Origin of the sequence: Synechococcus sp. GEYO, from assembly GCF_900473955.1 — a bacterium.
Lineage (GTDB): Bacteria > Cyanobacteriota > Cyanobacteriia > PCC-6307 > Cyanobiaceae > Synechococcus_C.
In genome coordinates this window covers 259,911-284,810 of sequence record NZ_UCNL01000008.1, presented here as the reverse complement: position 1 = coordinate 284,810, position 24,900 = coordinate 259,911, and the positions used below count along the sequence as shown (strand labels likewise).

The following is a 24,900-nucleotide window of genomic DNA, read 5'->3' as shown; positions in this document are numbered from 1 at the left end:
CAACATGATCCCCATCGTCATTGAGGAATCCGGACGCGGGGAAAGGGCGTTTGATATTTATTCGCGCTTGCTGCGCGAGCGAATCATCTTTCTTGGTGAAGCTGTTACCAGCGAGTCAGCAAACAGGATCGTTGCTCAGTTGCTGTTCCTCGAAGCAGAGGACCCCGAAAAGGACATCTACCTGTACATCAATTCACCGGGAGGTTCTGTCTACGACGGTCTCGGTATCTTCGACACCATGCAGCACGTCAAGCCCGATGTACAGACGGTTTGTGTCGGCCTTGCTGCAAGTATGGGTGCTTTTCTCCTTTGTGCGGGTGCCAAAGGGAAACGAAGCAGTCTTCAGCATTCTCGAATCATGATTCACCAGCCCCTTGGTGGTGCAAGGGGTCAGGCAAGCGATATTCGTATTCAGGCCGACGAAATCCTGTTCTTGAAGGATCGTTTGAACAAGGAACTTGCTGACAGAACCAGTCAGCCTCTCGACAAGATTCAGGCCGACACTGACCGCGATTTCTTTATGTCCCCATCTGAAGCGAAGGATTATGGATTGATCGATAGCGTGATCGATAAGAGGCCCGTTCATTCAGTGTGACTCTTGCGGTTTCCAACTGAATAAAAACCTTCCTGGCGGGGGTTTTTACTGCCTAATTTTTATGAGGCTACGAAGTGAATACAATAAAAATCCAGGTTCAATTCTGAACCTGGATCATATGTATTGACTAAATAAAATTAGTTCAGAATCGGAGAGAAACGATCTTTTTCTGGAATTGAGGTGTAGTTAGCGAGAACTTCGCGGAACTCATCACCATCCATAGTTTCTTTTTCAATCAGCAATTCAACGAGTCGATCCATCGCTTCGCGCTGACCCTGAACAAGACTCAGAGTTTCTTCGTAGCACTGCATCACAATGCCGCGAACCTGTTCATCGATTTGCTTTGACGTACCTTCAGAGGTGTCGCTACGCGTCATTAGATCTCTGCCGATGAACACTTCCTGACTTCCTCCTTCGGTGGACATCTGGCCTAGACCGCTCATTCCATACCGCGTCACCATTTGGCGAGCGATTGACGCAACCATCTGGATATCTCCACCAGCACCCGTTGTGACTTCGGCATATCCGAACACCACATCTTCTGCAGCTCGACCTCCAAGGGCTCCCATGATTCGAGCTTTGAGCTGGGAACGTGAGACGAGCATCTGCTCTTCATCAGGAGAGAACCAGGTCAGACCCTGTGCTTGTCCTCTCGGAATCAGGGTTACTTTCTGGACGGGATCGTGGTCCTTCACGAGGCTGCCAACCAGAGCGTGTCCCACCTCGTGATAAGCGATCAGACGCTTGCTGCGTCCGTCGGTCAGCGGGTGACCTTCCAATCCCGCGATGATGCGGTCAACGGCATCATCAATTTCAGCAAGGCTGATGGTTTCCTTGCGGCGACGGGCCGTAAGGATCGCCGCTTCGTTCAGGAGGTTGGCCAGGTCTGCACCCGTGAAACCAGGAGTCCTGCGGGCAATGCTTTCAAGAGAAAGGTCTTCAGCGAGTTTCTTATTGCGTGAATGAACCTTGAGAATGGACAAACGACCCTTGATGTCAGGTGCGTCGACGGTGACCTGACGGTCGAAACGACCAGGACGCATCAACGCTGAATCGAGCACATCAGGGCGGTTGGTTGCCGCGATGATGATTATCCCGCTGTTTCCTTCGAAGCCATCCATCTCGGTGAGCAGCTGGTTCAGTGTTTGCTCACGTTCATCGTTGCCACCACCAATACCAGCACCACGCTGGCGTCCCACCGCATCGATCTCGTCGATGAAGATCAGACATGGACTGTTCTCTTTCGCGCGCTTGAACAGATCTCGTACTCTGCTGGCTCCAACACCAACAAACATCTCCACGAATTCAGAGCCTGACAGAGAGAAGAAGGGAACACCGGCCTCGCCAGCAATGGCCTTCGCAAGCAGTGTTTTACCTGTGCCAGGAGGGCCAACCAACAAGACACCTTTGGGGATCTGAGCTCCAACGGACGTGAACTTCTCAGGTTGCTTCAGGAATGTCACCACCTCTTCAAGATCTTGCTTGGCTTCGTTGACGCCTGCGACGTCGTCGAACATCACGCCTGTTTCGGCTTCCATCGCAAATCGGGCTTTGGTTTTCCCGAATTGCATGGCCTGGCCAGGGCCACCAGGCATGTTGTTGCCGCGACGTGCCAAGAAAATCAGGGAACCGATTAGCAGCAGTGGGAACAGCAGGTTGCCGAGGATGCCAAGAGCAGGTGGCGCTGTCTTCGGTGGATGAACGTCGAAGCTGATGCCCTCAGCCTTGAGGGTGTTGATCAACTCAGGTGCCAAACCAGGCAAATCAACTCTCAGACGCTGAACTCGGTTATCTAGATCCGGATCGACCGCCTCAACCACCGCATCACGACCACCGTCGTAGATGTCGACGGATGTGACGCGCCCGGCTTCTACGTAATCGAGAAAGCGGCCATAGCTCATCCTGGCAACTGCGGTGTTGCGTGGAGCCTCAGTTGGGCCACCTGGCTTCAGGTTGCTCAGCGCTCCGCTACCGAGGAATTGCAATGCCAGCAGCAGAGCAACAGTGATGGGAAGTCCCCAGAGAAGGATCTGCCGCCAGCGCTGATTCATGGCATTGATGAAGATCCGACGATCGTAAGAGCTTCGGGTTACAAACTGTGCAGTTGTTCTACCTAAAGACTGCGTAAAGCCGTAATCGGATCAAGTCGAGCTGCACGTCGTGCAGGCACAACACCGAAAAACAGTCCAATCGAGCCTGAAAGCAAAACTGTCAGAAGCACTGTTGGCACACCGATGGCTGCGGGAAGCGGGGTGAGCACGGCCACCGCTGCGATTGCCCCGTAACCGGCTGCCGTTCCAATGACCCCTCCCAGGCTGGAGAGCACCAGAGATTCGACCAGAAACTGACGCAGAACATCCGAGCTGCGTGCACCGAGTGCTTTGCGCAGGCCTATTTCCTCGGTTCTCTCGCTCACGGAGACCAACATGATGTTCATGATGCCGATCCCTCCGACGAGCAGCGAAACTCCTCCGATGGCGCCAAGCATCAAGGTCAGTCCACCGGTGATGGTGCCAACGATTGTCAGTGCGTCCTGCTGAGAGCGAACGGCGAAATCGTCATCCCGAAGAATGCGATGCCTTTGACGCAGAAGATTAGAAATTTGGAATTTTGCCGCACTTGTGCTGTTCTCATCCCTGGCCTCTGCACTGATGAAACTGAGGCTGACTCCATAGGTTGGGTCGCGCCCTGTCAGGCGGCTGACCATGGTGCTGATGGGGATGTAAGCGTTTTCATCCTGATTGGACCCGAAGACAGCTCCTTTCGGCGCCATCACACCGATCACACTGAAGCTTTGATCACGGATGCGCAGAGAGCTACCGATGGCTCCGCCGCCTGGAAAAAGCTTGTCGCGCAGATCAGGACCAATGACCACCACGGTTCTTGCTGCCTGGACGTCCTGGTCGCTAATAAAACGTCCCCGGCCCACTTCAAAACTTCTGACAGGCAGGAACTCCGGCGTTACACCGAAGATGGCGGCAGTACTGCTTCTCGCACCTGACTGCACCACCTCGTTGGCATTGATCTGAGGAGCCACTCGCTTGACGCTAGGGACCTGTTCAGCAATGGCCTCAGCATCCTCCAGCACCAAAGTGCGCGGGAACGCCACCCCCTGACGCCTTGTGTCGTTGCTGCCTGGAACCACGAACAGCACATTGGCTCCCAGGTTGCTCAACTGACTTTCAGCGAGATTCTGGGCACCACGCCCAACGCCAACAAGCGTGATCACGGACGCATTGCCGATCACAATCCCGAGCATGGTCAAGAGGCTGCGCAACCTGTTTGCCTTCAGGGTGTTGAGGGCCATGCCGACGGTTTCGGCGATGGGCAGATTGCTCGCCATGGATGAAAGCTCAGGCTCAGAGCATCGTGTCGAGTTTCACGGCCATGTTGCTGCCGGTTCCTCGATGAACGGCACCTTCCTTGACCAGCAGAGTGACAACCTCGCCCTCCAGCAGATCGCGGGTGGCATTGGCAATGCCCGTAATCACAGGGATACCTAGACGCTGAGCAATCACCGCTGCATGGGAGCTTTCTGCGGGTGTTTCGGTAATCACCGCTGCGGCGTCTCTAATCGCATTGAGATAGTCAGCATTCGTGTCGGTTGCCACGAGAACCTCACCGGGCTCGAGCTTGGCGCAGTCACTGGCGCAGGTTGCGATGCGCACTTTTCCGCTGATGGATCCGCTGCCGAAGCCTGTTCCACGACCCAGTACAGCACTTACGATGCCCACCTTGATCAGATCAGTGGAGCCGCTGACGCCTGCCAGCGTTCCAGCGGTTTGAACGCAGAGGTCGCCGTCCTTGAGAACGCCGAGCTCCTGTGCCACTCCCATGGCGAGCGTGAAGGTTGCGGTGGTGCTCTGCTGAGTTTCGATCAGCAATGGGGTCACGCCCCAGACAAGCTGCAGTTTTCTGGCCACTGACACCTCAGATGTCACAGCGAGGATCGGCTTGGAGGGCCGAAATTTGCTCACGTTGTGGGCCGTGGCACCACTTTTTGTCAGGGGCAAAATTGCCGCTGCATTCAGTTGTCTGGCAATGCTGCTGACCGCGCCACTGATGGCATTGGGAATGGTGCTTGGTAGATGCGTGTCGATCGGGCGTTGTGGATAGTCCCTTTCGATTCGCCGGGCAATCGTGGCCATCGTCTCCACCGCTTCGACGGGAAAATCTCCCACTGCAGTCTCATTGGAGAGCATCACTGCATCGGTGCCATCAAGAATGGCGTTCGCCACATCGCTGACCTCTGCGCGTGTTGGCCGAGGACTTGAGGCCATCGAATCCAGCATCTGGGTGGCCGTGATGATCGGAATTCCCAGGCTGTTGGCCTTGTGGATCAGATCCTTCTGCAGCAGAGGCACTTCTTCGGCAGGCATTTCGACGCCGAGATCACCTCTGGCCACCATCACGCCGTCGCACAGAGGAAGGATGGCGTCGATCTGATCAATGGCTTCAAATTTCTCGATTTTCGCGACCACTGGGGTCGAGAAGCCGTGCTTCCTGATCAGTTCACGAATTTCCTGCATATCCGAGGGATTGCGGACGAAACTCAGTGCGACCCAGTCGACTCCCTGCTGCAGGCCGAATGCCAGATCCTGTCGGTCCTTGGTGGTGAGTGCTCTCACCGACAGCTGAACATCCGGGAAATTCACTCCCTTGTTGTTGGACAGCACTCCGCCAACCGTGACAACGCAGTGAAGGGTCTGGTCAACCTCATCCACGCGGTCGACTTTCATCTCCACCCGACCATCGTCGAGAAGGATGCGACTGCCTGCTGTGACCTCCTCAGCCAACCTGTCGTAGGTGACCGTGGCAACAGTCTGATTGCAACGAACTTGTTTGGACGTGAGAGCGAAGTGATCGCCCTTTCCAAGAGTGATGGGACCTTCCTCGAAGCGACCCAGTCGAATCTTCGGTCCTTGAAGGTCTTGGAGGATTCCGATATGAACCCCTAGCTCATGCGCCACCTGACGGATCGTGGCGACCCGGGCGGCGTGCTCGGAGTGGTCTCCGTGCGAGAAGTTCAGTCGGAATGTTGTAGCGCCTGCTTGAACCAATTCCCGAATGCGTTCGGGACTCTCGGTAGCTGGGCCGATCGTGGCGACGATCTTTGTTCTGCGTGTCAGATCGAGCTCGGCCATCCTTGGCGCCGGAAACCAGCGGAATCTACCGTCATGCCCTCAACCCTCCGCTGACCTTCCGTGCTCCTCAACGACTACCAACAACAATCACGCCAGACGGCCCGATACCCGGATGCCGGCAACAATCTCATTTATCCAACTCTGGGCCTGACAGGCGAGGCCGGAGAGGTCGCCGACAAAGTGAAGAAACTGATTCGGGATCGTGGGGGCGTTGTGGATGAGCGCTTCACCGAGGATGTGGCCCTGGAACTGGGGGATGTGCTCTGGTACGTGGCGCAACTGGCCACGGAACTTGGTCTCAGCCTTGAGGAGGTGGCGTCAGCCAACCTCAGCAAACTCAAAAGCAGGTCTCAACGTGGAACGCTCCAAGGAGAGGGTGATCACCGCTGAGACGCAATGATTTGTGCTCAGCCGTACATGCCGAAACCGCCGGCGAAAGCAAAGCTGGCAGACATCAGCAACTGCTGCATCAGGCTCAGGGCAATGAAGGCCAGGATTGCCGACAGATCCAGTCCACCAAGTGGAGGGATCAAGCCTCGAAAGGCATTCAGGTAGGGATCGGTGATCGAACTCACGGTGCTGAGCACGGGATTTCCCCAGTCGAGATTGGGGAACCAGCTCAGAAGCACCCGCACGATTAAAACCAGCGAATAGATCTGGAGTGTCTGGGCGAGCACTTGAAGGACTGTGGACACAAGCTCGGTGGCCATGGAAATCGCGGAATTAAAAGAACTCTATGCAGCCTGGGATGGTTCGGAGCCACCGCCAAGGTCTGGAAGGACGGAGAAGGTTCTGTGGAACTTCTCGGAGAGGGTGATCCAGTAGGAGCGTCCTTCACTTTGACGCTTGCGTTCAATGAAGTTTTGGTTCACCAGTTCCTTGATGTGGTCGTAGGCCCCTGAACCTCTGAGATCCACAAGATCCGACTGGAGAATCCTTTTTTTGAGTGCAACCGTGGCCAAGGTTCTGAGCGTGGCTGTGGAAAGATTCACGGGAAGCAGATCGCGCACGAGTTCACCCAGACCTGGACGCAACTGCAGGCTGTAACGACCGTTGCTCTGATTGATCTCCAGAGAGGTGTCTCGCTGCGCGTAGCCAGCAATCAGGATCAGCATTCCCTGCTCGGTCTCCGCTTCGGAGAGCCCAACCAAGGACGAGAGCTCCTGCAGCGACACTGGACGCCCTTTCAGGTAGAGGATCGCCTCAAGACGAGCGGGGAGTGATACCAGCAACGCAGCGTCCTGGGCGCTGTGACTACGTGGTTGATCGCTTCCCTGGTCCAAGCCAGCATCCTTGATTCCGACATGCCAAGGTAACGCCCATCCCAGTGAGCGCCATCAGGGACCCAGAAAAATTCGGTAGGCGGGGTTGGATGTCTCTTCCCAGCTTGGATATCCAAGGTCTTTGAGGACCGCCTGCCATGACTCGAGCTCGTTGGGGCTGACCAGAACGCCCACGACGATCCGGCCGACATCGGCACCATGATTTCGATAGTGAAAGATGCTTATGCTCCAATTTGAATGGAGGGCATTCACAAACCGCATCAGCGCACCTGGCCGTTCCGGGAACTCAAAGCGGTACAGCAGCTCCTGAGTCGGCTCCTCCGACTTCTGCGGCAAACGACCTCCCACCATGTGACGCAGATGAACCTTGGCCAGTTCGTCGTCGCTGAGATCCAGGCACTCATATCCATTGCTGCGCAGGGAGGCCAGTAGATCCGATCGGTCCTGGACATCCTTGACCTGAATCCCCATGAAAATGTGGGCCTGATCACCAGCGCCCATCCGATAGCTGAACTCTGTGAGGCTGCGCTTCTGAAGGAGTTCAGACAGCTGGCGCAGGCTGCCGGGCTGTTCCGGAATTTGCACGGCAAACATCGCCTCACGCTCTTCACCAAGCTCGGCCCGTTCCGCAACAAAGCGCAGTCGGTTGAAATTCATGTTGGCGCCGCAGGCGATCGCCACTAGCTGCTTATTTTTCAATTGGCGCCTGGAAACATCGGCCTTCAGACCTGCAACAGCAAGTGCACCGGCCGGTTCAAGGATGGATCGGGTGTCTTCAAAGACATCTTTAATAGATGCGCAGATCTCATCGGTGCTCACCGTGACGATGGCGTCCACATACTTCTGAGCCAGTCGAAAGGTGTGTTCTCCCACCTCACGCACAGCCACTCCATCCGCGAATAATCCCACTTGAGGCAGGCGGATTCTTTCACCGGCCTCAAGTGACAGTGTCATCGCAGCAGCGTCATGGGGTTCAACGCCAATCACTTCGATGTCAGGCCAGAGGCTCTTGACGTAAGCGGCCACTCCACCAATCAGGCCACCACCACCAATGGCCACATAAATCGCATCTGGCGGTTGTTGGCTCTGGCGCAGGATTTCCATTCCCACGGTTCCCTGGCCAGCAATCACCTCCGGATCATCGAAAGGATGGATGAAACAGAGGCCTTCCTGTTCACTACGTCTTAGGGCCTCCGCATAGGCCTCGTCATAGGTCTCTCCGTGAAGGATTACCTCGCCGCCAAGCTGACTAACCGCTTCCACCTTCACGCTTGGTGTGGTGATCGGCATAACGATCACTGCTCTGCATTTCAGATGGGCTGCGCTGAGTGCAACGCCCTGGGCATGGTTACCCGCGCTCGAGGCGATCACACCGCGTGAACGTTCATCGTCCGACAGCTGAGCCATGCGGTTGTAAGCACCGCGCAGTTTGAAGGAAAAGACTGGTTGCAGATCCTCACGTTTGAGCCAAACGTGATTGTTCAAACGACGGCTGAGATTCGTCGCTGGCTCAAGCGGGCTTTCGCGGGCGACGTCGTAAACCCTCGCGCGCAGGATCCTCTGCAGGTAATCATCCATCGAAACAGTCTGACAACCAGTGGCTTTCACGGGTGGCAGGCATGCCTCGTAGATTGACTCAATCTGCCGGGAGGCTCATGCACCTGAGCGATCTATCGCATCCCAATCAGCTGCATGGTCTATCCGTGGAAGAGCTTGAAGATGTCGCGGCCCAGATTCGACAGCGCCATCTGGAAGTGGTGTCCAACAGCGGTGGTCATCTTGGCCCGGGTCTAGGTGTTGTTGAGCTAACACTCGCGCTCTATCAAACTCTTGATCTGGATCGTGACCGCGTGGTCTGGGATGTTGGCCACCAGGCATATCCGCACAAGCTGATCACAGGTCGCTACGCCGATTTCGATTCACTTAGACAAAAGGGCGGCGTTGCTGGATATCTCAAACGTTGTGAGAGCACATTCGATCATTTCGGTGCTGGTCACGCCAGTACGTCTATTTCTGCCGCACTGGGCATGGCCATGGCCCGCGACCGCCTTGGCCAGGACCACAAATGTGTTGCGGTCATTGGGGATGGAGCACTCACTGGCGGAATGGCCCTCGAGGCCATCAACCATGCGGGACACATGCCCAACACACCGTTGCTGGTGGTGCTTAACGACAACGACATGTCTATTTCCCCGCCGGTCGGGGCGCTCTCAAGTCATCTGAATCGGATGAGGCTCAGCCCTCCGATGCAGTTTTTGTCAGGCAGTGTGGAAGAAAGTATGCGTCACCTCCCTTTCATGGGTGGTGATCTTCCCGCTGAACTCAACCGACTCAAGGGCAGCATGCGTCGTCTGGCGGTGCCCAAGGTTGGTGCTGTGTTTGAAGAACTTGGCTTCACTTACATGGGGCCCGTCGACGGTCACGACATCGCCGAGATGATGAGAACGTTCCAGGAAGCTCACCGTGTGGGTGGTCCGGTGCTGGTGCATGTGCTCACCACCAAGGGCAAGGGCTACCCCTACGCGGAGGCAGACCAAGTGGGATATCACGCCCAGTCGGCTTTTGACCTGAACACCGGTAAGGCCCGTCCGAGCAAAACTCCCAAACCGCCCAGCTACAGCAAGGTTTTCGGACAGACTCTGGTCAAGATCTGTGAGCAAAACCCCCGCGTTGTAGGAATAACAGCGGCAATGGCCACCGGCACTGGACTCGACCTGTTGCAAAAGGCTTTGCCTGATCAATACATCGACGTGGGAATTGCTGAGCAGCATGCAGTGACTCTGGCTGCAGGCATGGCATCGGATGGCCTTCGCCCCGTGGTCGCCATCTACAGCACTTTCCTGCAAAGGGCTTTCGACCAGTTGATTCACGATGTAGGAATTCAGAAACTGCCGGTCACATTCGTGCTTGATCGCGCTGGCGTCGTTGGCGCCGATGGCCCTACCCACCAGGGCCAGTACGACATCAGTTATATGCGCTCCATACCGAACTTCACGGTGATGGCGCCCAAGGATGAGGCTGAACTGCAACGCATGCTGGTCAGCTCCCTCAAGCACGATGGGCCTTGCGCAATTCGAATTCCGAGGGGTCCTGGTGAAGGCGTTCCATTGATGGAAGAAGGATGGGAACCGCTTCCGATCGGTTGTGGTGAAGTTCTCCGGTCTGGTGATGATCTCGTGATCGTGGCCTATGGCGCCATGAATGCAAAAGCGATGGCAACCGCTGAAATCCTTGCTGCTCAGGGGATTCAAGCAACAGTCGTTAACGCTCGATTCCTCAGGCCTCTCGACACAGCACTGCTGCATCCATTGGTCCAGCGCATCGGTCGTGTCGTCACAATGGAAGAAGGGTCGTTAGAGGGTGGCTTCGGTTCCGCGGTGATTGAGTCCCTTCAGGACTCAGATTTTCATTTGCCTGTCATGAGGCTGGGAATTCCAGATGTGCTGGTGGACCATGCCACGCCACAGCAGAGTTTCGAATCGCTTGGTTTGCTCCCAGATCAGATGGCTGAGAGAATTCGGGATCGATTCAACTTCATCACCAACAAGGTTCAGACCTCCTCTGAAGCTGGCGTTGAAGTCCCTTCGGTTCGTAGCTGAATCCACAAAAAAGGGGTGGCCTCGCCACCCCCTGCACTTGAAGAGATCAGTTCAGAGTGGTTTCAAAGAACCCCACGGGTTGCCAGGCCGAGAATCGCACCCATGCCAATGACGTGGCCAAGGCTTGTTGTGGCCAGCAGAGAAGCGTGACTCATGCCCCCAAAGAATGCCGGGTTGGGCAACTGAGCTCCCTCATTCGGGTACTTGATCACTGATTTGCCGATCATGATGGCGATGACGTTGCAGACGATCATCACAAGCCCCACCTTTGGAGACCAAGTCAGCGTGGCGGGAGCAATGGCCAGTAGTGGAGCGAGCATGAAGATCAGAGGCAACGATTTATCTTCCAGCCTTTAGGCACACACGCCTAGCACTTGTAAAAGTTGTTCATCGCAGTACTTTTTGATACCCGATCAGGCCTGCCACGATGACGGCGTTGCTGAGCGTCAGGAAAGCTTCAGCTCCGCCATGCAGGGGATCGATCGCCACCAACTCAGTTCCAAATTTCAGATCAGCGATCACAGCTGCTGCAATGGTGATTCCGACAAACAACAGTGTGAGCTGAAAGCCACGCCGGCTGAGGGTGGGAAGCAACCGACGTTGACCCAGGTAATACAGAAAAATCAGATAAGGAAACAGAGAGAGTGCGAACAACGGTGATGGATCGAAGTCAGGCATCAGATCTCATCCTCCAAGCTTGTTGGCGCTTTGCTCGACCATGCGGCCCAGGCCAGCATGGCGTTGCCGATCAGGGTGAATGATGCCTGGAGCGTGACCAGCCAGCGCAATTCTTCAGCGTTGTCGTAGAGATGCCAGGTGCACGCTGCCATTGCACTGACGAGAGCTGGAAGCATCGCCCACGCGATCCGCTGCGTTGAGGCTGTCTGCCCATCGGGTTTGTATTGATGAATCAGCACGATGGCCATCAGCCATTCAGCCACTGAGGCCCAGTGAATCCACCACGTCCCCAGAGATAGTGCGTGCATGTCGTTTCAATGGTGTCGTTCACCGTAATGGTTGAAGACTTGGATAATGGTCAGATCAACTGTTGATTGCTGGTGAAGGCGTTTCGCAGTGGGCGGAAGTTGAGCGTGTTGCTCTGTGGTTATTACGGAGAGCACAATCTCGGCGACGATGCTTTGCTTCAAGTGTTGGTATCGCAGATCCCTTCCGATTGGGACCTTGTCGTCACAGCAATGGATTCAGAGGCTGTTCATGCGTTGGTTCCCGGTGTGTCAACTGTGAATCGTCGATCACTATCGGAAACCATTCAGGCTCTGAACCGCGTTGATGCTCTGGTTCTTGGTGGGGGCAGTTTGCTTCAGGACGGAACCAGCTTTAAAAGCCTTGTTTATTATCTCGTTCTTCTCTGGATTGCCCGTTTCAAGCGTCTTTCCATTCTGCTCTGGGGTCAGGGTCTGGGTCCATTGCAGGGTCGATTCAGTCATTTCTTGGTGAAGCAAACACTCGCAGGAGTGAGCGCTGTGTCTTGGAGGGATCCTGGCTCCATGGGGCTGGCGCAGCGCTGGGAACTCGACATTCCCATGGTGATGGGTCCTGATCCTGTTTGGCGCCATCCTTCGCCACCCTGGATGGGTGGAAACCGGCTGATCCTTTGCTGGAGACCCACCCCTTTATTGGACATCAAGGGCTGGAGGGTTCTGCTCGATGCGGTGGATCGATTCAGTTCCAGTGGTTGTGCTGAGGTGATCTGGCTGGCTTTCCATGCAGATCAAGATGCCTCATTGTGGAATGAGCTTCGCAGTCGTGATCTAATTCCTGAGGGATTGTGTCGACGTTCGCTGCAGATGCAGGCAGAGTCTCTTCAACAAGTCCAGTCGTTATTTAGTGAATCTGCACTGGTCATCGCAATGCGTCTGCATGCTTTGATTCTTGCCGCAACGGCAGGTTGCCCGACCGCGGCGCTGAGTTATGACCCGAAAGTGAAGGCAGCGGCACAACTAGCCGACTTGCCCTGGGTCGATCTAAATGATGCGCTCAATGCTGATCAGTTGAATCAACAATGGCAGTCAGCCATGACAGCTCAACCCGATGGCTCACAGATCGAGCAATTAAAGCGTGATGCTCAGCTTCACGAGACCATGCTTGTTGGTGAGCTTCAAAAATTATCGGTTTAAACGACACCCTGTTTCAGGGTTGAAGAGAATTTCGTCTTCAACCCGCCAGGTCAATTTGATCTGTTCTGGAATCACCTGTTCTGGAGGTGCCATCATTCGAATCAGTCCTCGTTGTGTTTCAAGGAACAGCAACTGAGAATTCCCCAGCCATTCTCTCGATTGAAGCTTGCCAGTTAATCCTGAATCAGAAAAACGAATCGATTCTGGTCTCACGGCACGAAGACGATTTGACTCATCGTTCAGACAATTGATTTGTGGTCGACCAATGAATCGCGCAACGAAAAGGCTGCAAGGATTGTGGTAGAGATTGTAAGGGGTATCAATTTGTTCGATTTTCCCTTCATGAAGTACAGCGATTCGTTGTGCCATCGCCATTGCTTCATGTTGATCATGAGTGACATAAATCGTTGGTTTGCTTTGCTCTAAGACCAGTCGACGAAGTTCCGGACGAATATCTTCTCTTAATTGTGCATCCAGATTGCTCATTGGTTCATCGAGCAGATAAACCTCAGGGTTTCTGAGCAGTGCCCTAGCTAAAGCAACTCTTTGACGTTGACCACCTGAGAGCTCAGCAGGGCGGTTGCTGGCTCGATTCCAAAGTTGCACCAGCTCAAGAATCTGTTTGATTTTTGAGGTTCTTTCGCGTTTTGATATGCCTCTGATCCGCAAACCAAGTTCGAGGTTTTCAAACACCGTTAGGTGAGGAAGCAGCGCATAACTTTGAAACACCATGCCAACGCTTCGCTCAGCAGGTGAAAGGGTTGTGATGTTACGACCACTGATGTGAATCGATCCGTAGCTAACAGGATCAAGTCCTGCAATTAAGCGCAATGTTGTGCTTTTGCCGCAACCACTGGGCCCAACGAGAGCAAGACATTCATTATCTGCGACCGTCATGGTCAGGTTTTCAACAATCCATTGGTTGTTGATTGCTCGTCCAACCTGCTTGAGTTCGAGTGTCATCCCTTAACAGCTCCAGTGGTTAAGCCCGAAATAATCGGTTTTTGGAACACCATCACCAACAGGATGAGGGGAATTGAACCAATCACTGTCGCTGCTGCATAAGGACCATAAGGAACTGAATGAATGGATGATCCTGCAATTCTTGCCATCGCAACTGGCAGTGTTAATTGATCTGAGTCGCTGATCCATGTGAGTGCGATTGGATATTCATTCCAAGAGAACAGAAAAACAAGAATCGCTGTGCTGGCAATGGCTGGTGAAATGAGTGGAAGCAATATCCAACGAAATCGTTGAAGAACGCTTAACCCTTCAACTCTGGCAGCATCTTCGAGCTCTGGAGGCAGATCTGAAAATGCATTCGTGAGCAGCAGAACTGCCAAAGGTTGCGATAGGGCTGCATAGGGAATAGCAAGTGCAATCAGGTTGTTTCCTAATTGTAGGTATCTGGCGATCTCCAGTAATGCTAGAAAGAGCAGAACATAGGGGAATAATGCACATCCAATTAAGATACATTTAATAATCAGTGCAGTTCGCTGGCCAAGTTTGCTTAGGCTATAACCAGCAGGAATTGCCAATAGCAGCGTGAGGACTGTAGAGACTGCTCCTGCGAATAAACTATTGAAGAGGTAGCGAATGAACGGTGGATTGCTATGTAAAACACTTTGATAATGGGCGAGTGTCCAGCGTTGATCAAGTGATGCAAACGGTGTCACCAGAGCTTGATCCGTGCAGAACGAGGTGTAAAGCTGCCAGGCCAGTGGTCCGAGCGACCATATCAACAAAGTGATAATCACGAAACGTGTTGCTTTCATTTTGCGAAAGCTCCTGGGGAACGGTTTCGTGCGAACGAGATCACGAACCATGCAATAACAATCAGTGAACTGAGAATCACGAAGCTGCTAATCATGATGGTTGCGCTATATCCAAAATCGAGAAAACGTAGAGCGTTCCAATAGGCATACAGAGCAATACTTTCTGTACTGCTGGCCGGTCCACCTCCGGTCATCACCTGCACAAGATCAAACACTCCGAATGCCTGAGCAAGTCGGAACATCAGTGCAAGACCCAGATAGGGAAGTAATAGAGGAACCGTGATACGCCTTAGGCAAATCCAGGGACCTGCCCCCTCCAATTTTGCGGCTTCGTACAGATCAGAAGGAATGGTCTGCAGGCCAGCAAGCAGGATCAGCGCAACAAATGGCGTGGTTTTCCAGATGTCCGCGTAGACAGTGGTGATCCATGCAATCGAAGGTTCTCCAAGAGCGTTGAGTGGTCGTCCCAATCCAGATTGCATCAGCCGGTCAATGGGTCCATAGGGAGTATTGAAAATCCATCTCCAGCCCAGCGCCATCACTGTTGTGGGCAAGGCCCATGGAATCAATGAGGAGGATCGGATCAGTGCCCGTTTGCGCAACGGCTGATTGAGGATCAAGGCAATGATCAAGCCGAGTACGACCTCAGCCGTCACTGAGACAAAGGCGAAGCGAAGCGTCTGGAGCAGGTCCTGCCAATAACGAGAATCATGAATGAACCGTTGCCAGTTAGCCCCCTGATTGGGGATGGCTACCAGAGCTGTCATCACGGAATCAGCATGGAAGCTTAGCCACACGTAGCGAATCAGCGGCAATGCAAACACCGCAATCAGGAAGACCAGGGATGGCAGGAGCAGCAGCATTAATGGCATTAGGGAGCTGCTCCTGCTGCTTGTAGCACCTGAGTTGTCGATTGCTCGGCTTGTTGCATGCCTGCTATTGGGGATGTCATGCCTGTGAGTGTGCCGCTGAGTTTCCTCTGTAGAACATCACTGACCTGCGCATAAAGGGGAGTCTCTGGTCTGGAGCGTGCATACACCAAGGCCTCACCGATGGATTGCAAAGAAGGATGCTTCTTCAGCAGGGTCTGATCATTGAAGATCGCTTTCTGGGTTGGTGTATAGCCGTATTGGCTGTACAAATAACGTTGCGACTCCTCGCTGGTGAGGAATTTAAAAGCCTCAACGGTTGATTCAGGATGTGCGGAACCCTTTAATAAACTCAGTCCCCAACTTCCTAGGGTTGCAGCAGGTTGATGGCCCGTTTGCGCGACCATCGTGGTGATTGCGATTTTATCCCTGACCAGACTGTCGTTTTTTTGTAATTCAGCCCAGGCGTAAGGCCAGTTGCGCATGAAGGCCGCCTGACCAGACTTGAAACTTTGTAAGGCTTCAGACTCAGAAAAGTTGGTGACGGCCCTTGGACTGATGCCTCGTTGAATCAGGCCATCGAGCCACTGCGCAGCAGCAAGGCCAGCTGGCTTGTCCAAGCCAATCTCCTCGGATTCGGGTGAAAACCACTCACCACCAAATCCATCAATAATTTCCAGAAAAACACAACTGAGCCCTTCATATTGCCTTCCCTGCCACACGTAGCCATAGGGGACCATGCCGTTGGATTGAAGTTTCCGACTGATGTTCTCCAGTTCCTGCGGAGTTTGAGGGGGGTGATCCATCAGGTCTGTACGCCAGTACAGAAGACCGATATCTGCAGTGAGCGGCCAACGCAGGAGTGACCCCTGGTAATGATTTCCTTCACTGGCTCCTGATGCAAGAGCTCTCACTTCATCGTTGTTGAAATAGTTGTCAAGGGATTCGAGCCAGCCCGCCCTTGCATATTTCGGAACCCAGGTCACGTCCATCAGTAGTCCGTCAAAGGGTGTATCACCTAATAAAAGACTGCTGATTGCCAAGTCTGAAATTGCCTCAGTTTCGAGAGGCCCCCTGATCACATTCAGATGAATCCGACCCTTGTTCTGCTGATTAAAACTTTTGACTAGTTCAACAGTCGAATCAGCAAAAGGAGCTGGCATCAAGATTGAGATATGGTCTGGCTGTCTTGCAACCACAGAAAGACCAAAGAGACAGCTGGCGATGACGATGATGGACATCATCAACAGCCTGAATGATCTCCTCCTGATCCAGAGCATGGTTTTACTCCTGGGTCTCAAGTGCACCGATTTGTTCATCTGCCCAGTCCGTAACAGTGAATGCTTCAACTGCTGAACTCATTTTCTCCATCCTTTCGACTTGTTCTGAAGTGGGCATATCAATTGCTGCGTCAATCGCAGCATCCATCTGTTTATGCGAATAAGGATTGGTCAGAACTGCACCATCTAGAATGACTGAAGCTCCTGTGAATTCAGACAGAACGAGTACTCCATCCTGACCTTTCCTTGCGGCGGCATATTCCTTAGCTACCAGGTTGAGACCGTCACGAAGTGGTGTAATCCAACAGATATCTGCTTGTGAAAACCAGGCCACCATCTCCTCATAGGGAATTCTGCGAGTTGAGAAACGAATTGGAACCCAGTCCATTTTGCTGAAACGTCCATTAATACGCCCAGCTGTTTCTTCAATGAGTCGCTGAGTGTCTTCATAGATTCGCATTCCTGATGCTGCAGCAACACAGGCCAGCATCAGCACAACTGTTCCGTGTAGGTCGGGACGACGTTCAAGTAGTCGCTCAAATGCCAGCAACAGCTCTTCGTTCCCTTTGGTGTAATCGACCCTGCTGGCAGAAAGAATCAGCTTCCGTCCTTTCTTTGTATCTTCATTGATCCGTTCTGACAAATTACGGACATGCTGATCTTTAGTGAGCGCTTGAATAACGTCTGGAGATGTTCCAACTGGAGACGATAGGAGACGAACCTTTCGCCCTCGGTACTGCAGCCAGGGGGTTTCAGATGGCTCTGTCAAGGCAGTTCCGCAACCGAGAAATCGAAGAGGAACGGTTTGTTTCTTACCTTTTTCTACGCCTAGTAGGCAATTGGCAGCCCTTGCGAAATTCTCTGTATAGCGTGGAATATGAAATCCAACCACGTCGCAACTTAGCAAGCTTTCCACAATCTGCTTCCGCCAGGGAAGGATGGAAAAAACATCACTACTTGGGAATGGTGTGTGGTGGAAAAAAGCTATTTTTAAGTCTGAGCGTTTGCTTCGAATATATCCAGGAACAAGCCAAAGGTTGTAATCATGAACCCACACAGTTGCCCCTGGTGCTGCTTCGGAGCATGCAGCATCCGCAAAGCGTTGATTGACTTCTTCGAAAATTCCCCAATTGGTGTTGTTGACATCAAAATAATTTGGGAAAGTATGTAAAATAGGCCAGAATGATTCCTTGGAAGTAACGTGATAAAAACTTGAAATCTGTGCCTGTTCAAGTGGTATTCGTCTCAGCATGAATGACGCAGGATCATCCATCGCAATTCGTTCGTCTTCTGCATTTGCTAGGTCATTGACCTGTCGCCAAGCAATCCAGGTTCCGTTGTCTCGGTCTCGGAACAGGTTTCTCAGAGTCGGAATAATGCCATTCGGACTTTTTTGGTCACGCCAAACCCTTTGACCTGTTTCGTCTTTTGCTTCATCGAAAGGTGTTCGATGATAAAGAATAATAAAATTACTGCTGCCTAAGTTTAAATCCATTGACATGAACTCCCATATGATTTTGGTTTAACTCCGCGATCCAGCTCATCAGAGATTCTGTTAAGCAATGGAGTTACTCTGTTCTGACAACAAAGTCTTTAGCACGTCCTGAGCATGCCCAACTGGTCTGACACCGGTCCAGCTAGCACGTAAAACACCTTTCGGATCGATCAAAAACGTGTGCCGGAGTGAGTAAGGGGCCATCCACGACCCATACTGTCGACTGACTTTGCCTTCAGGATCAGAAAGCAACGTGAAGTCCAGTCCTTCGCTGCTGCAAAATGATTCGTGATCATCAACGCTGTCAGCTGAAACAGCAGCAATATCGCACTGATGAGCGTTGAACTCTTTGAGTGATTCCTGGAAGCCATGGGCTTCAATCGTGCAACCAGACGTGAAATCTCTCGGATAGAAATAAAGCACCAACCAGCGACCGGACCAGTCGTCAAGATTCCAATTTTTTGACGCGCTTCCCCCCAGAGTGCCTGGCAGGTTGAAGTCTGGTGCTTGCTCTCCAATATCGGGGAGTTTGCCTCCAAGGGCCTTTGCTTTTGACGGTTTCCAGAATAGAGCTGCAGCCCCAGTCATTGTGATGCCGAGGAAGTCTCGACGTTTCAGCACAAGCTGAGGCATGTCAGTAACGATTCAGACTTTGGCCAAATCAATGCCCAGGGACTTGGCATAGGCACCAAGACCTTTCTTTTGAATAGTCTTCAGGGCACGGGTTGTGATCCTCAGATTGACCCAGCGGTTGCCTTCTGCCCACCAGAGTCGTCGCTGCTGCAAATTGGCTTGCTGCAGCTTTTTGGTTCTGATATGGGAGTGGCTCACTGCCATTCCGTTGTTGGCACGCGTACCAGTGAGCTGACACACCCGGGACATGATGACGATCCTTTGTTTCAGTGGCCAATGGCCAGGCACCCAATTTAGCAAACAGACCCGGTCAGGTCCCCTTGTTGACTAGCTCGGACATCAGTTTGGCGCTGCGTGTCTGGAAGCCCGCCAGCTCATTGGGTTCCAGTCCTCCTACGCTCAGACGTGCCATGTCATACAGGTGCAGTGCGAGTTCTGAAGCCAGTTGCTTGCTTGGGGACGAATGCTCGGTTCCGAGCAAAATACTTCCTGCAGACAATCGCAGCAGGCCTTCGACAAGTGGATGCCGACGGTTGATCAGTAGCACGTGATGATCGGGTAATCCTGGCAAGCGTTGATCCATCAGAGCACCCATGTCATTCATGCGCCGCATCTGCTCCGGAAGCAAGATCATGGCTGGTGGAGCGTCTTCACCTCCTTTCAGCGCCTGCACCTGGATCGTGACTTTGTCATTGCTCAGTGCTTCCTTGATCAGGTTTCTGATCGACTCACTCTGCGTTTCACCATCCTGGTCACTGATTTCCGGTTTTTCTTCGCGAAGGCTCTCGTCGAGCTCCGCATCCACTCTCTGGAATTTCAACTGATCATTGGTTGCTTCAAGCCAGGGCAGAAACTGACTATCAATAACCGTTTCGGCGAAAACCACTTCAGCCCCCTGGCTTTTCCAAAGTGACAAAGCACCTGCCTGGGCCACTTCATCAGTGCAGTAGAGAATCCGTTTGGATTGCGGGTCTGAAAGCCTGCCCTGATACGAGGACAAGGTGGTGTAATTGTTGTCTCCGGCCTTGATGGGTTCCGCTTGCCCTTCAGCTGCTTCTGCAGTTGTTGTAAATAGAATCAGATCTGAAACCTGCTCGGCAAACTTCTCATCTTCCATGGCGCCGATTTTCACAAAAGGTGCTAGCGAATTCCACGCTTCTGCATATTGTTCTGGCTGATCTTTCTTTAAATTTTTCAAACGATCAGCAACTTTTTTGGCAACAAAGTTGCCAATTGATCGAACTTTGCGATCCGTTTGAAGAGCGCTTCTGCTCACATTCAGAGGAATGTCGGGAGAGTCAATCACTCCTCTAAGTGGCAACAAGTAACGTGGCACAATTTCTTTGATTGAATCGCTCACATAGACTTGGTTGCAATACAGACGAATGTCACCCTTTTCCCAGTCGGCTCGACCTACTGATTGAGGAAAGAAGAGGATGCCTTGCAGCGTATAGGGGTAGTCGGTATTTAAGTGAACCCAGAGGAGGGGATCACCCTGAAATGGGTAGAGATAGTGGTAAAGATCAATATAGTCCTGATCGGACATTTCTCTCGGATTTCTCCTCCAGGCTGGGTTGCGCTTATTGACGCTTTCGCCCTCGAGTTGGACATCAATGGGCATGAAGTCGCAGTACTGAGTAATCAGTGTGCGTAACCTTGCAGGCTCCAAGTACTCCAACTCATCATCCATTAAATGAAGAATGACATCTGTTCCAGGCTTAGATCTTTCGTGGCTCTCAAGTTTGAATGCGGGTGATCCGTCGCATACCCAGCGAACCGCTTCACTGTTAGGACGGGCTGAACATGTGATTAGTTCCACCTCCTTGGCAACCATGAAGCTTGAATAGAAGCCAAGACCGAAATGGCCGATGATGGCATCCGATTCCTGTTTGTATTTCTCCAGAAAATCCTCTGCACTGGAGAAGGCGACCTGGTTTATGTACTTTTTTACTTCGTCGGCAGTCATGCCGATTCCGTTGTCACTGATTTTGACCGTCTTCGCTTCTCGATCAACAGTGATGTTGATCAGTCCCTCATCTCCTTCAGAACAATCTCCTGCCATTGCTGCCATGCGGCGCTTGCTAATGGCATCAGTACCGTTGCTGACAAGTTCTCTTAGAAATACTTCGTGGCCTGAGTAAACGGCCTTTTTGATGATTGGAAAAATGTTTTCGGTATGGATCTGAATCTGACCCTGTTCAAGCACCGACATCAGCACACATGAGCTTGCCGAAAATTAGTCAGGGTGGGTGCTGCTGATCAAGAGGTCCCTTGGTGAGTTTTCCGTACGTCAGCGTGTCCGTGGGCGTTGGAGGTCTGGTTGCTCCTCGGGCAGGATTGCGCCCTCAATGGGGCAGATCTGTAGACAGACGCTGCAGTTGATACAGGTATCGAAATCAATCCAGTAATACTTAGATCCTTTTTTGTTTTGACCGTCCCCAGGTGTGATGCAAGCGACAGGGCAGGCGTCTACGCAATCGCCCGCGCCTTCGCAGACATCGGTCACGATCGTGTGGGCCATGCATCCATTCAGTGCCGACCGATCCTAGGGATCGATCCATTCGAGACTGTCGCAGCCCGATTGATTCAGACGATCTAATGCTTCAGCGTGATCGCTGCAGGCACGATGATCCAGCACGCTGATCCTTCCCTGTTGGTGGAGAGTCATCTGGCGTTGCAGTGCCGACTCCAGAGTTTGTTTGGGCCCATAACAGATCAGTGCCGCGGTCTCCTCATGGGTTGTGGTGATCGAATCTCCCGGCAGATCCCTGATGTCATCAACGCAGTAGCTGAAACCCAGACCGGTTGCCTCAGCTCCTTCACCGCCAAGTCTCCTGACCAGTGAGTCGTATCGTCCGCCGCGCGCAATCACAACCGGAGCGGATGTTCCTTGACAGACCAGTTGCAGCACGATTCCGTCGTAAAGCTCGTAATGAGGTTGGAATGTGGGGTCGAGTTGCAGTGTCAGACCCAACTGTTCAGCAAGAGGGCGCAGATGCGTGAACAGTCTCTGAAGCTGCTCTAGCACCGCTTGATTCGGATACTGCGCATCCAGTGCGTTGAGAATGTCCTGGGGACTGCCTCGTCGGTCAAGCCAGTAAGCCAGATTGTGATACGCAGCGCGCTCTAATCCCTGGTCCTGCAGTCCCAGTCGGTCGTACTGACTGAGGCAGGTACGGATCCTGTTTCTTTGCTTCGACTCAAAGGGTTCGAGCAACAGGTCCATCAGGCTGGTGTGTCCGATCAACAGCCTTGGTTGATGGCTCGCGTTCAGGTTCAGACCCTTCAGCGATGCCAGCAAGAGACTGAACAACTCCAGTTCCGACTCAACACCCAGGCCTCCGAACAGCTCAACCCCGCAGTGCAGGTTCTCCTCAATGCACTGACCGCCTTCGTCGGCGGTTCTGGACTCGAAAACCGTTCCGCAACTCCAGAGACGTAGTGGTCGTTGACGCTCTAACAGCCTTGTGCAGGCTGCTCTGGCAATGGAGGCGGTCAGTTCTGGTCTCAAGCCCAGTGGTTCATCCGAAACAAGTCGAACGATGTCTCTGCTGTCGATGGCTCCTCCAGCCTTGAGAGTGTCCATCCGTTCAATCCTGGGAGGCGTGACTTCCTCGTATCCCCAAAGACGAAACACCGCGGCCAGTGTTTCCCTGAGTTCCTGGTTGCGTTGAACCTGCTGAGGATTGAGATCTCTCACGCCTGAGGCGGGTTGCAGGGCCATCGCGCCTGTCGCTGCTTCGATCAGGATCCCATGGCTTGGGTTTCAGTCCGCGTAGAGCTGTTCTGCGAAAGGTTCGATCCCCTCGAGTTCTTTCTGTAGTGCGCTGTGCAGACCAGGGCCAGTGGCCAAAATCCGACCGGATGAAACGTCGTAATTCTGTGCTCGGTAATCACTGACTTCTCCTCCTGCGATCACCACCAAAGCAGCGCCAGCTGTCAGATCCCAGGGAGATAAGCCTCGCTCCCAGTAACCGTCGAGTCGTCCTGCAGCCACGTAGGCCAAATCGACTGCTGCCGCACCACCGCGGCGCACACCCCTTGTTGTATGGGTCAGCCGGCAGAACTCCGCGTAGTTGTTGTCTACGCGCTCCCTGCGGTCATAGGCGAATCCCGTGACTAGCAGGCTGTCTTGTAGCGACGAGCAGACACTCACCTCGATGCGATGGTCGTGGAGGAACGCTCCTGTGCCAGGACAGCACCAGAACACCTCCTGCAAAAATGGAACAGCTACAGCCCCAAGGATCGGTAGACCTCTCCAGAGCAAGCCGATGGATGTGGCAAAAAAGGGGTATCCGTGCGCGAAATTCGTCGTGCCATCGAGAGGGTCAACACACCAGCACAGTTCGGAAACATCACCCTGTGCTCCTGATTCCTCGGCCAAAACTGGAATTTCGGGGGTTGCTTCGCCAAGACTTCTCAGGACCGCTTTCTCGGCAGCGAGGTCCGCATCGGTGACCAGATCTCCGGCTCGTCCTTTCTCTCGGATTGAGACGCGTTGTCCGTAATGCTGCATCAGCACCGATCCACCCAGATCAGCTGTCGTTCTGGCGACCTGACTGAGTTCTTCGAGTCTCAACGACGTCAGCCCGGCTTCTGCTGCGGCTGCATCGCAATCCAGATGTTGCTTTCTCATTCCTTCCAGGTTTCGAGTTCCTCAAGAGGGATGTCGCGGGTGATCTTGCCCCGGCCGAAGTGACGACCGAATTGCAGGTCGTAGACCTCATCCTCATCCTGAGTTTCCGCGACAAGCGGGCCAATGGCTCTTGCAACGCAGAGAAGCCCATAGCCCTTGGCTCTCAGTTCTCTGGAAAGTCCCATCGCTTCCTGTTGATCCAGTTCACCTTGCTCAACACGAACAGCGCAGCTTGTGCAACATCCGTTTCTGCAGGAAAAAGGCAAGGGATCTCCCTGTTGTTCAAAGCTCTGCAGGATGTAATCGCCCTCCGGCACTTCATGGGAAATCACCCGCCCTTGCTGTCTCCAGTGGATCGTGACCCGATGAGTCGGCCTCATTCAGTTCATATGGAAACGCCCTGCTACATTCTGACGTGCCAGACGAGCCCCTGGAGAGGTGGCCGAGTGGTCGAAGGCGCAGCACTGGAAATGCTGTATAGGGGCAACTCTATCGAGGGTTCGAATCCCTCCCTCTCCGTTTTCCGCCGGTCCTATGGGACCGGTTTTTTATTGGCACGATCGCAGTGAGCGATCTCCAATGACCAATCTCCTGCTTGATAGCTCAAATTCATCCAACAAACTCTTGATCAACCGAATCGACCTGACACGTAATCCTGCGTGGCTTGTTGAGAGGGTGAATTGAAGATCATTTCTGTTTCATTGAACTCCACGAGATAACCGACTTTTCCAGATCCTCCTTCGACCGCTTCAGCATTAAAGAAAGCGGTCATATCACTCACTCTCAAGGCCTGTTGCATATTGTGAGTCACAATCACGATTGTGAAACTCTTCTTCAATTCATGCATTGTTTCCTCGATTTTCAATGTTGAGATTGGATCTAGAGCTGAGCAGGGTTCATCCATCAGGATCACTTCCGGTTGAATCGCGATTGTGCGTGCAATGCAGAGGCGTTGTTGTTGACCACCAGATAGGGAGTAGCCACTCTCATTGAGTTTGTCTTTGCACTCATCCCAAACTGCAGCCTGGCGTAGGGATCGTTCAACCAACTCATCCATATCCCCGGTATATCCGTTGATTCGAGCTCCGAAAGCAATATTTTCGTAGATACTTTTTGGAAACGGATTCGGCTGCTGGAACACCATGCCAATCCGGCGCCGCACTTCTACCGGATCCACTGAGGGGCCATAAAGATCTGCTCCATCGAATAGAACGCGACCCTTCAGGCTGCAGCCATCAATCAGATCATTCATCCGATTCAGTGCTCTCAGGACCGTTGATTTTCCGCAACCTGATGGACCGATAAATGCAGTGACTTTGCCTCGAGGAATATCGCAGTAAACGTTCTTGACAGCCTCGTAGCTGCCGTAGCTGATTGTGGTGTTCTGAATCGAGAGGCAGATGTCTTTTGAATCTGCGTTGCTCTTCTGGCTGGTGGAAGTCATGAGGAGTGA

The 24,900-nt window shown here is 53.0% G+C and carries 26 protein-coding genes and 1 tRNA gene; 5 read left to right on the top strand and 22 right to left on the bottom strand.

Annotated features, from left to right (window positions below; translation table 11 throughout):
- Window positions 1-4 precede the first annotated feature (4 nt).
- Window positions 5-595 (top strand): ATP-dependent Clp endopeptidase proteolytic subunit ClpP, encoded by a 591-nt coding sequence (gene clpP / locus DXY37_RS08645; RefSeq protein ID WP_115126258.1) that lies wholly within the window; start codon window positions 5-7, stop codon window positions 593-595.
- 137 nt (window positions 596-732) lie between these two features.
- On the opposite strand, the gene ftsH is transcribed toward clpP, so the two are convergent.
- From ftsH to pyk, 3 genes are all read right to left on the bottom strand, one after another.
- Window positions 733-2,646: an ATP-dependent zinc metalloprotease FtsH gene (gene ftsH, locus DXY37_RS08640; RefSeq protein WP_115126257.1), complete on the bottom strand. Its 1,914-nt coding sequence runs from the start codon at window positions 2,644-2,646 to the stop codon at window positions 733-735.
- 62 nt (window positions 2,647-2,708) lie between these two features.
- Window positions 2,709-3,938, bottom strand: coding sequence for an ABC transporter permease (locus DXY37_RS08635; RefSeq protein WP_115126256.1), 1,230 nt, complete (start codon window positions 3,936-3,938; stop codon window positions 2,709-2,711).
- Window positions 3,939-3,954: 16 nt separating this feature from the next.
- Window positions 3,955-5,739 (bottom strand): pyruvate kinase, encoded by a 1,785-nt coding sequence (pyk, locus tag DXY37_RS08630; protein WP_115126255.1) that lies wholly within the window; start codon window positions 5,737-5,739, stop codon window positions 3,955-3,957.
- 60 nt (window positions 5,740-5,799) lie between these two features.
- Between pyk and DXY37_RS08625 the strand changes: the two genes are divergently transcribed.
- Window positions 5,800-6,129, top strand: a complete 330-nt coding sequence (locus DXY37_RS08625; RefSeq protein WP_115126254.1) for a nucleoside triphosphate pyrophosphohydrolase family protein — start codon at window positions 5,800-5,802, stop codon at window positions 6,127-6,129.
- Between the two features lie 17 nt (window positions 6,130-6,146).
- On the opposite strand, the gene DXY37_RS08620 is transcribed toward DXY37_RS08625, so the two are convergent.
- From DXY37_RS08620 to ilvA, 3 genes are read right to left on the bottom strand one after another with little or no spacing between them, the layout of a single operon-like run.
- On the bottom strand, window positions 6,147-6,449 hold the full coding sequence (locus tag DXY37_RS08620) for a YggT family protein (protein WP_067094785.1): 303 nt from the start codon (window positions 6,447-6,449) through the stop codon (window positions 6,147-6,149).
- A 24-nt stretch (window positions 6,450-6,473) separates the two neighbouring features.
- The gene (scpB, locus tag DXY37_RS08615) at window positions 6,474-7,022 is read right to left on the bottom strand and encodes an SMC-Scp complex subunit ScpB (protein ID WP_244276991.1); all 549 of its coding nucleotides are present in this window, start codon (window positions 7,020-7,022) and stop codon (window positions 6,474-6,476) included.
- A gap of 54 nt (window positions 7,023-7,076) precedes the next feature.
- Window positions 7,077-8,600, bottom strand: a complete 1,524-nt coding sequence (gene ilvA, locus DXY37_RS08610) for a threonine ammonia-lyase, biosynthetic (RefSeq protein ID WP_115126253.1) — start codon at window positions 8,598-8,600, stop codon at window positions 7,077-7,079.
- A 77-nt stretch (window positions 8,601-8,677) separates the two neighbouring features.
- Here ilvA and dxs point away from each other — a divergent pair, with 77 nt between their 5' ends.
- A complete protein-coding gene (gene dxs, locus DXY37_RS08605) occupies window positions 8,678-10,621 on the top strand; it encodes a 1-deoxy-D-xylulose-5-phosphate synthase (RefSeq protein ID WP_115126252.1) in 1,944 nt (647 codons plus the stop codon).
- Between the two features lie 62 nt (window positions 10,622-10,683).
- Here the strand turns inward: dxs and psaK are convergent, their stop codons facing one another.
- From psaK to DXY37_RS08590, 3 genes are all read right to left on the bottom strand, one after another.
- Window positions 10,684-10,941 carry a photosystem I reaction center subunit PsaK gene (gene psaK / locus DXY37_RS08600; RefSeq protein WP_115126251.1) on the bottom strand — a complete coding sequence of 86 codons (258 nt, stop codon included), beginning with the start codon at window positions 10,939-10,941 and terminating at the stop codon, window positions 10,684-10,686.
- 67 nt (window positions 10,942-11,008) lie between these two features.
- Window positions 11,009-11,299, bottom strand: a complete 291-nt coding sequence (locus tag DXY37_RS08595) for a DUF3593 domain-containing protein (RefSeq protein WP_170951820.1) — start codon at window positions 11,297-11,299, stop codon at window positions 11,009-11,011.
- A complete protein-coding gene (locus tag DXY37_RS08590; RefSeq protein WP_115126249.1) occupies window positions 11,299-11,607 on the bottom strand; it encodes a DUF2499 domain-containing protein in 309 nt (102 codons plus the stop codon). The genes DXY37_RS08595 and DXY37_RS08590 overlap by 1 nt, the downstream gene beginning before the upstream one ends.
- Window positions 11,608-11,679: 72 nt before the next feature.
- Here DXY37_RS08590 and csaB point away from each other — a divergent pair, with 72 nt between their 5' ends.
- Window positions 11,680-12,759 carry a polysaccharide pyruvyl transferase CsaB gene (csaB, locus tag DXY37_RS08585; protein WP_244276989.1) on the top strand — a complete coding sequence of 360 codons (1,080 nt, stop codon included), beginning with the start codon at window positions 11,680-11,682 and terminating at the stop codon, window positions 12,757-12,759.
- On the opposite strand, the gene DXY37_RS08580 is transcribed toward csaB, so the two are convergent.
- From DXY37_RS08580 to DXY37_RS08525, 12 genes are all read right to left on the bottom strand, one after another.
- The gene (locus tag DXY37_RS08580) at window positions 12,748-13,722 is read right to left on the bottom strand and encodes an ABC transporter ATP-binding protein (RefSeq protein WP_115126248.1); all 975 of its coding nucleotides are present in this window, start codon (window positions 13,720-13,722) and stop codon (window positions 12,748-12,750) included. The two genes, csaB and DXY37_RS08580, sit on opposite strands and share 12 nt — an antisense overlap.
- The gene (locus tag DXY37_RS08575; protein ID WP_115126247.1) at window positions 13,719-14,534 is read right to left on the bottom strand and encodes a carbohydrate ABC transporter permease; all 816 of its coding nucleotides are present in this window, start codon (window positions 14,532-14,534) and stop codon (window positions 13,719-13,721) included. The genes DXY37_RS08580 and DXY37_RS08575 overlap by 4 nt, the downstream gene beginning before the upstream one ends.
- Entirely contained in the window at window positions 14,531-15,406 is an 876-nt protein-coding gene (locus DXY37_RS08570) for a carbohydrate ABC transporter permease (RefSeq protein WP_115126246.1), read from the bottom strand. The genes DXY37_RS08575 and DXY37_RS08570 overlap by 4 nt, the downstream gene beginning before the upstream one ends.
- Complete coding sequence (locus tag DXY37_RS08565) at window positions 15,406-16,566, bottom strand: ABC transporter substrate-binding protein (RefSeq protein WP_244276987.1); 1,161 nt, start codon at window positions 16,564-16,566, stop codon at window positions 15,406-15,408. The genes DXY37_RS08570 and DXY37_RS08565 overlap by 1 nt, the downstream gene beginning before the upstream one ends.
- A gap of 121 nt (window positions 16,567-16,687) precedes the next feature.
- Complete coding sequence (ggpS, locus tag DXY37_RS08560) at window positions 16,688-18,178, bottom strand: glucosylglycerol-phosphate synthase (RefSeq protein WP_115126244.1); 1,491 nt, start codon at window positions 18,176-18,178, stop codon at window positions 16,688-16,690.
- A gap of 60 nt (window positions 18,179-18,238) precedes the next feature.
- On the bottom strand, window positions 18,239-18,796 hold the full coding sequence (locus tag DXY37_RS08555) for a peroxiredoxin (RefSeq protein WP_371638088.1): 558 nt from the start codon (window positions 18,794-18,796) through the stop codon (window positions 18,239-18,241).
- A gap of 27 nt (window positions 18,797-18,823) precedes the next feature.
- Complete coding sequence (gene rpmB, locus DXY37_RS08550; protein ID WP_066907589.1) at window positions 18,824-19,060, bottom strand: 50S ribosomal protein L28; 237 nt, start codon at window positions 19,058-19,060, stop codon at window positions 18,824-18,826.
- A 61-nt stretch (window positions 19,061-19,121) separates the two neighbouring features.
- Window positions 19,122-21,023 carry a molecular chaperone HtpG gene (gene htpG, locus DXY37_RS08545; protein WP_115126243.1) on the bottom strand — a complete coding sequence of 634 codons (1,902 nt, stop codon included), beginning with the start codon at window positions 21,021-21,023 and terminating at the stop codon, window positions 19,122-19,124.
- Between the two features lie 78 nt (window positions 21,024-21,101).
- Complete coding sequence (locus tag DXY37_RS08540; RefSeq protein WP_115126242.1) at window positions 21,102-21,332, bottom strand: ferredoxin family protein; 231 nt, start codon at window positions 21,330-21,332, stop codon at window positions 21,102-21,104.
- 24 nt (window positions 21,333-21,356) lie between these two features.
- Window positions 21,357-22,535: an ATP phosphoribosyltransferase regulatory subunit gene (locus DXY37_RS08535; RefSeq protein WP_115126241.1), complete on the bottom strand. Its 1,179-nt coding sequence runs from the start codon at window positions 22,533-22,535 to the stop codon at window positions 21,357-21,359.
- A 42-nt stretch (window positions 22,536-22,577) separates the two neighbouring features.
- A complete protein-coding gene (locus DXY37_RS08530; protein WP_115126240.1) occupies window positions 22,578-23,447 on the bottom strand; it encodes an inositol monophosphatase family protein in 870 nt (289 codons plus the stop codon).
- A complete protein-coding gene (locus DXY37_RS08525) occupies window positions 23,444-23,827 on the bottom strand; it encodes a 2Fe-2S iron-sulfur cluster-binding protein (protein WP_067094742.1) in 384 nt (127 codons plus the stop codon). The genes DXY37_RS08530 and DXY37_RS08525 overlap by 4 nt, the downstream gene beginning before the upstream one ends.
- 52 nt (window positions 23,828-23,879) lie before the next feature.
- On the opposite strand from DXY37_RS08525, the gene DXY37_RS08520 reads away from it, so the two are divergent.
- Window positions 23,880-23,966 (top strand) — tRNA-Ser (locus tag DXY37_RS08520).
- Between the two features lie 109 nt (window positions 23,967-24,075).
- Here the strand turns inward: DXY37_RS08520 and pstB are convergent.
- Window positions 24,076-24,891: a phosphate ABC transporter ATP-binding protein PstB gene (gene pstB, locus DXY37_RS08515; protein ID WP_115126239.1), complete on the bottom strand. Its 816-nt coding sequence runs from the start codon at window positions 24,889-24,891 to the stop codon at window positions 24,076-24,078.
- Window positions 24,892-24,900: the final 9 nt, after the last annotated feature.

Coding starts and splice junctions, on each gene's coding strand:
- clpP (WP_115126258.1), top strand. CDS start 5: ATGATCCCCATCGTCATTGAGGAATCCGGACGCGGGGAAAGGGCGTTT.
- ftsH (WP_115126257.1), bottom strand. CDS start 2,646: ATGAATCAGCGCTGGCGGCAGATCCTTCTCTGGGGACTTCCCATCACT.
- DXY37_RS08635 (WP_115126256.1), bottom strand. CDS start 3,938: ATGGCGAGCAATCTGCCCATCGCCGAAACCGTCGGCATGGCCCTCAAC.
- pyk (WP_115126255.1), bottom strand. CDS start 5,739: ATGGCCGAGCTCGATCTGACACGCAGAACAAAGATCGTCGCCACGATC.
- DXY37_RS08620 (WP_067094785.1), bottom strand. CDS start 6,449: ATGGCCACCGAGCTTGTGTCCACAGTCCTTCAAGTGCTCGCCCAGACA.
- ilvA (WP_115126253.1), bottom strand. CDS start 8,600: ATGGATGATTACCTGCAGAGGATCCTGCGCGCGAGGGTTTACGACGTC.
- dxs (WP_115126252.1), top strand. CDS start 8,678: ATGCACCTGAGCGATCTATCGCATCCCAATCAGCTGCATGGTCTATCC.
- psaK (WP_115126251.1), bottom strand. CDS start 10,941: ATGCTCGCTCCACTACTGGCCATTGCTCCCGCCACGCTGACTTGGTCT.
- DXY37_RS08595 (WP_170951820.1), bottom strand. CDS start 11,299: ATGCCTGACTTCGATCCATCACCGTTGTTCGCACTCTCTCTGTTTCCT.
- DXY37_RS08590 (WP_115126249.1), bottom strand. CDS start 11,607: ATGCACGCACTATCTCTGGGGACGTGGTGGATTCACTGGGCCTCAGTG.
- DXY37_RS08580 (WP_115126248.1), bottom strand. CDS start 13,722: ATGACACTCGAACTCAAGCAGGTTGGACGAGCAATCAACAACCAATGG.
- DXY37_RS08575 (WP_115126247.1), bottom strand. CDS start 14,534: ATGAAAGCAACACGTTTCGTGATTATCACTTTGTTGATATGGTCGCTC.
- DXY37_RS08570 (WP_115126246.1), bottom strand. CDS start 15,406: ATGCCATTAATGCTGCTGCTCCTGCCATCCCTGGTCTTCCTGATTGCG.
- DXY37_RS08565 (WP_244276987.1), bottom strand. CDS start 16,566: ATGCCAGCTCCTTTTGCTGATTCGACTGTTGAACTAGTCAAAAGTTTT.
- ggpS (WP_115126244.1), bottom strand. CDS start 18,178: ATGGATTTAAACTTAGGCAGCAGTAATTTTATTATTCTTTATCATCGA.
- rpmB (WP_066907589.1), bottom strand. CDS start 19,060: ATGTCCCGGGTGTGTCAGCTCACTGGTACGCGTGCCAACAACGGAATG.
- htpG (WP_115126243.1), bottom strand. CDS start 21,023: ATGTCGGTGCTTGAACAGGGTCAGATTCAGATCCATACCGAAAACATT.
- DXY37_RS08540 (WP_115126242.1), bottom strand. CDS start 21,332: ATGGCCCACACGATCGTGACCGATGTCTGCGAAGGCGCGGGCGATTGC.
- DXY37_RS08535 (WP_115126241.1), bottom strand. CDS start 22,535: ATGGCCCTGCAACCCGCCTCAGGCGTGAGAGATCTCAATCCTCAGCAG.
- DXY37_RS08530 (WP_115126240.1), bottom strand. CDS start 23,447: ATGAGAAAGCAACATCTGGATTGCGATGCAGCCGCAGCAGAAGCCGGG.
- DXY37_RS08525 (WP_067094742.1), bottom strand. CDS start 23,827: ATGAGGCCGACTCATCGGGTCACGATCCACTGGAGACAGCAAGGGCGG.
- pstB (WP_115126239.1), bottom strand. CDS start 24,891: ATGACTTCCACCAGCCAGAAGAGCAACGCAGATTCAAAAGACATCTGC.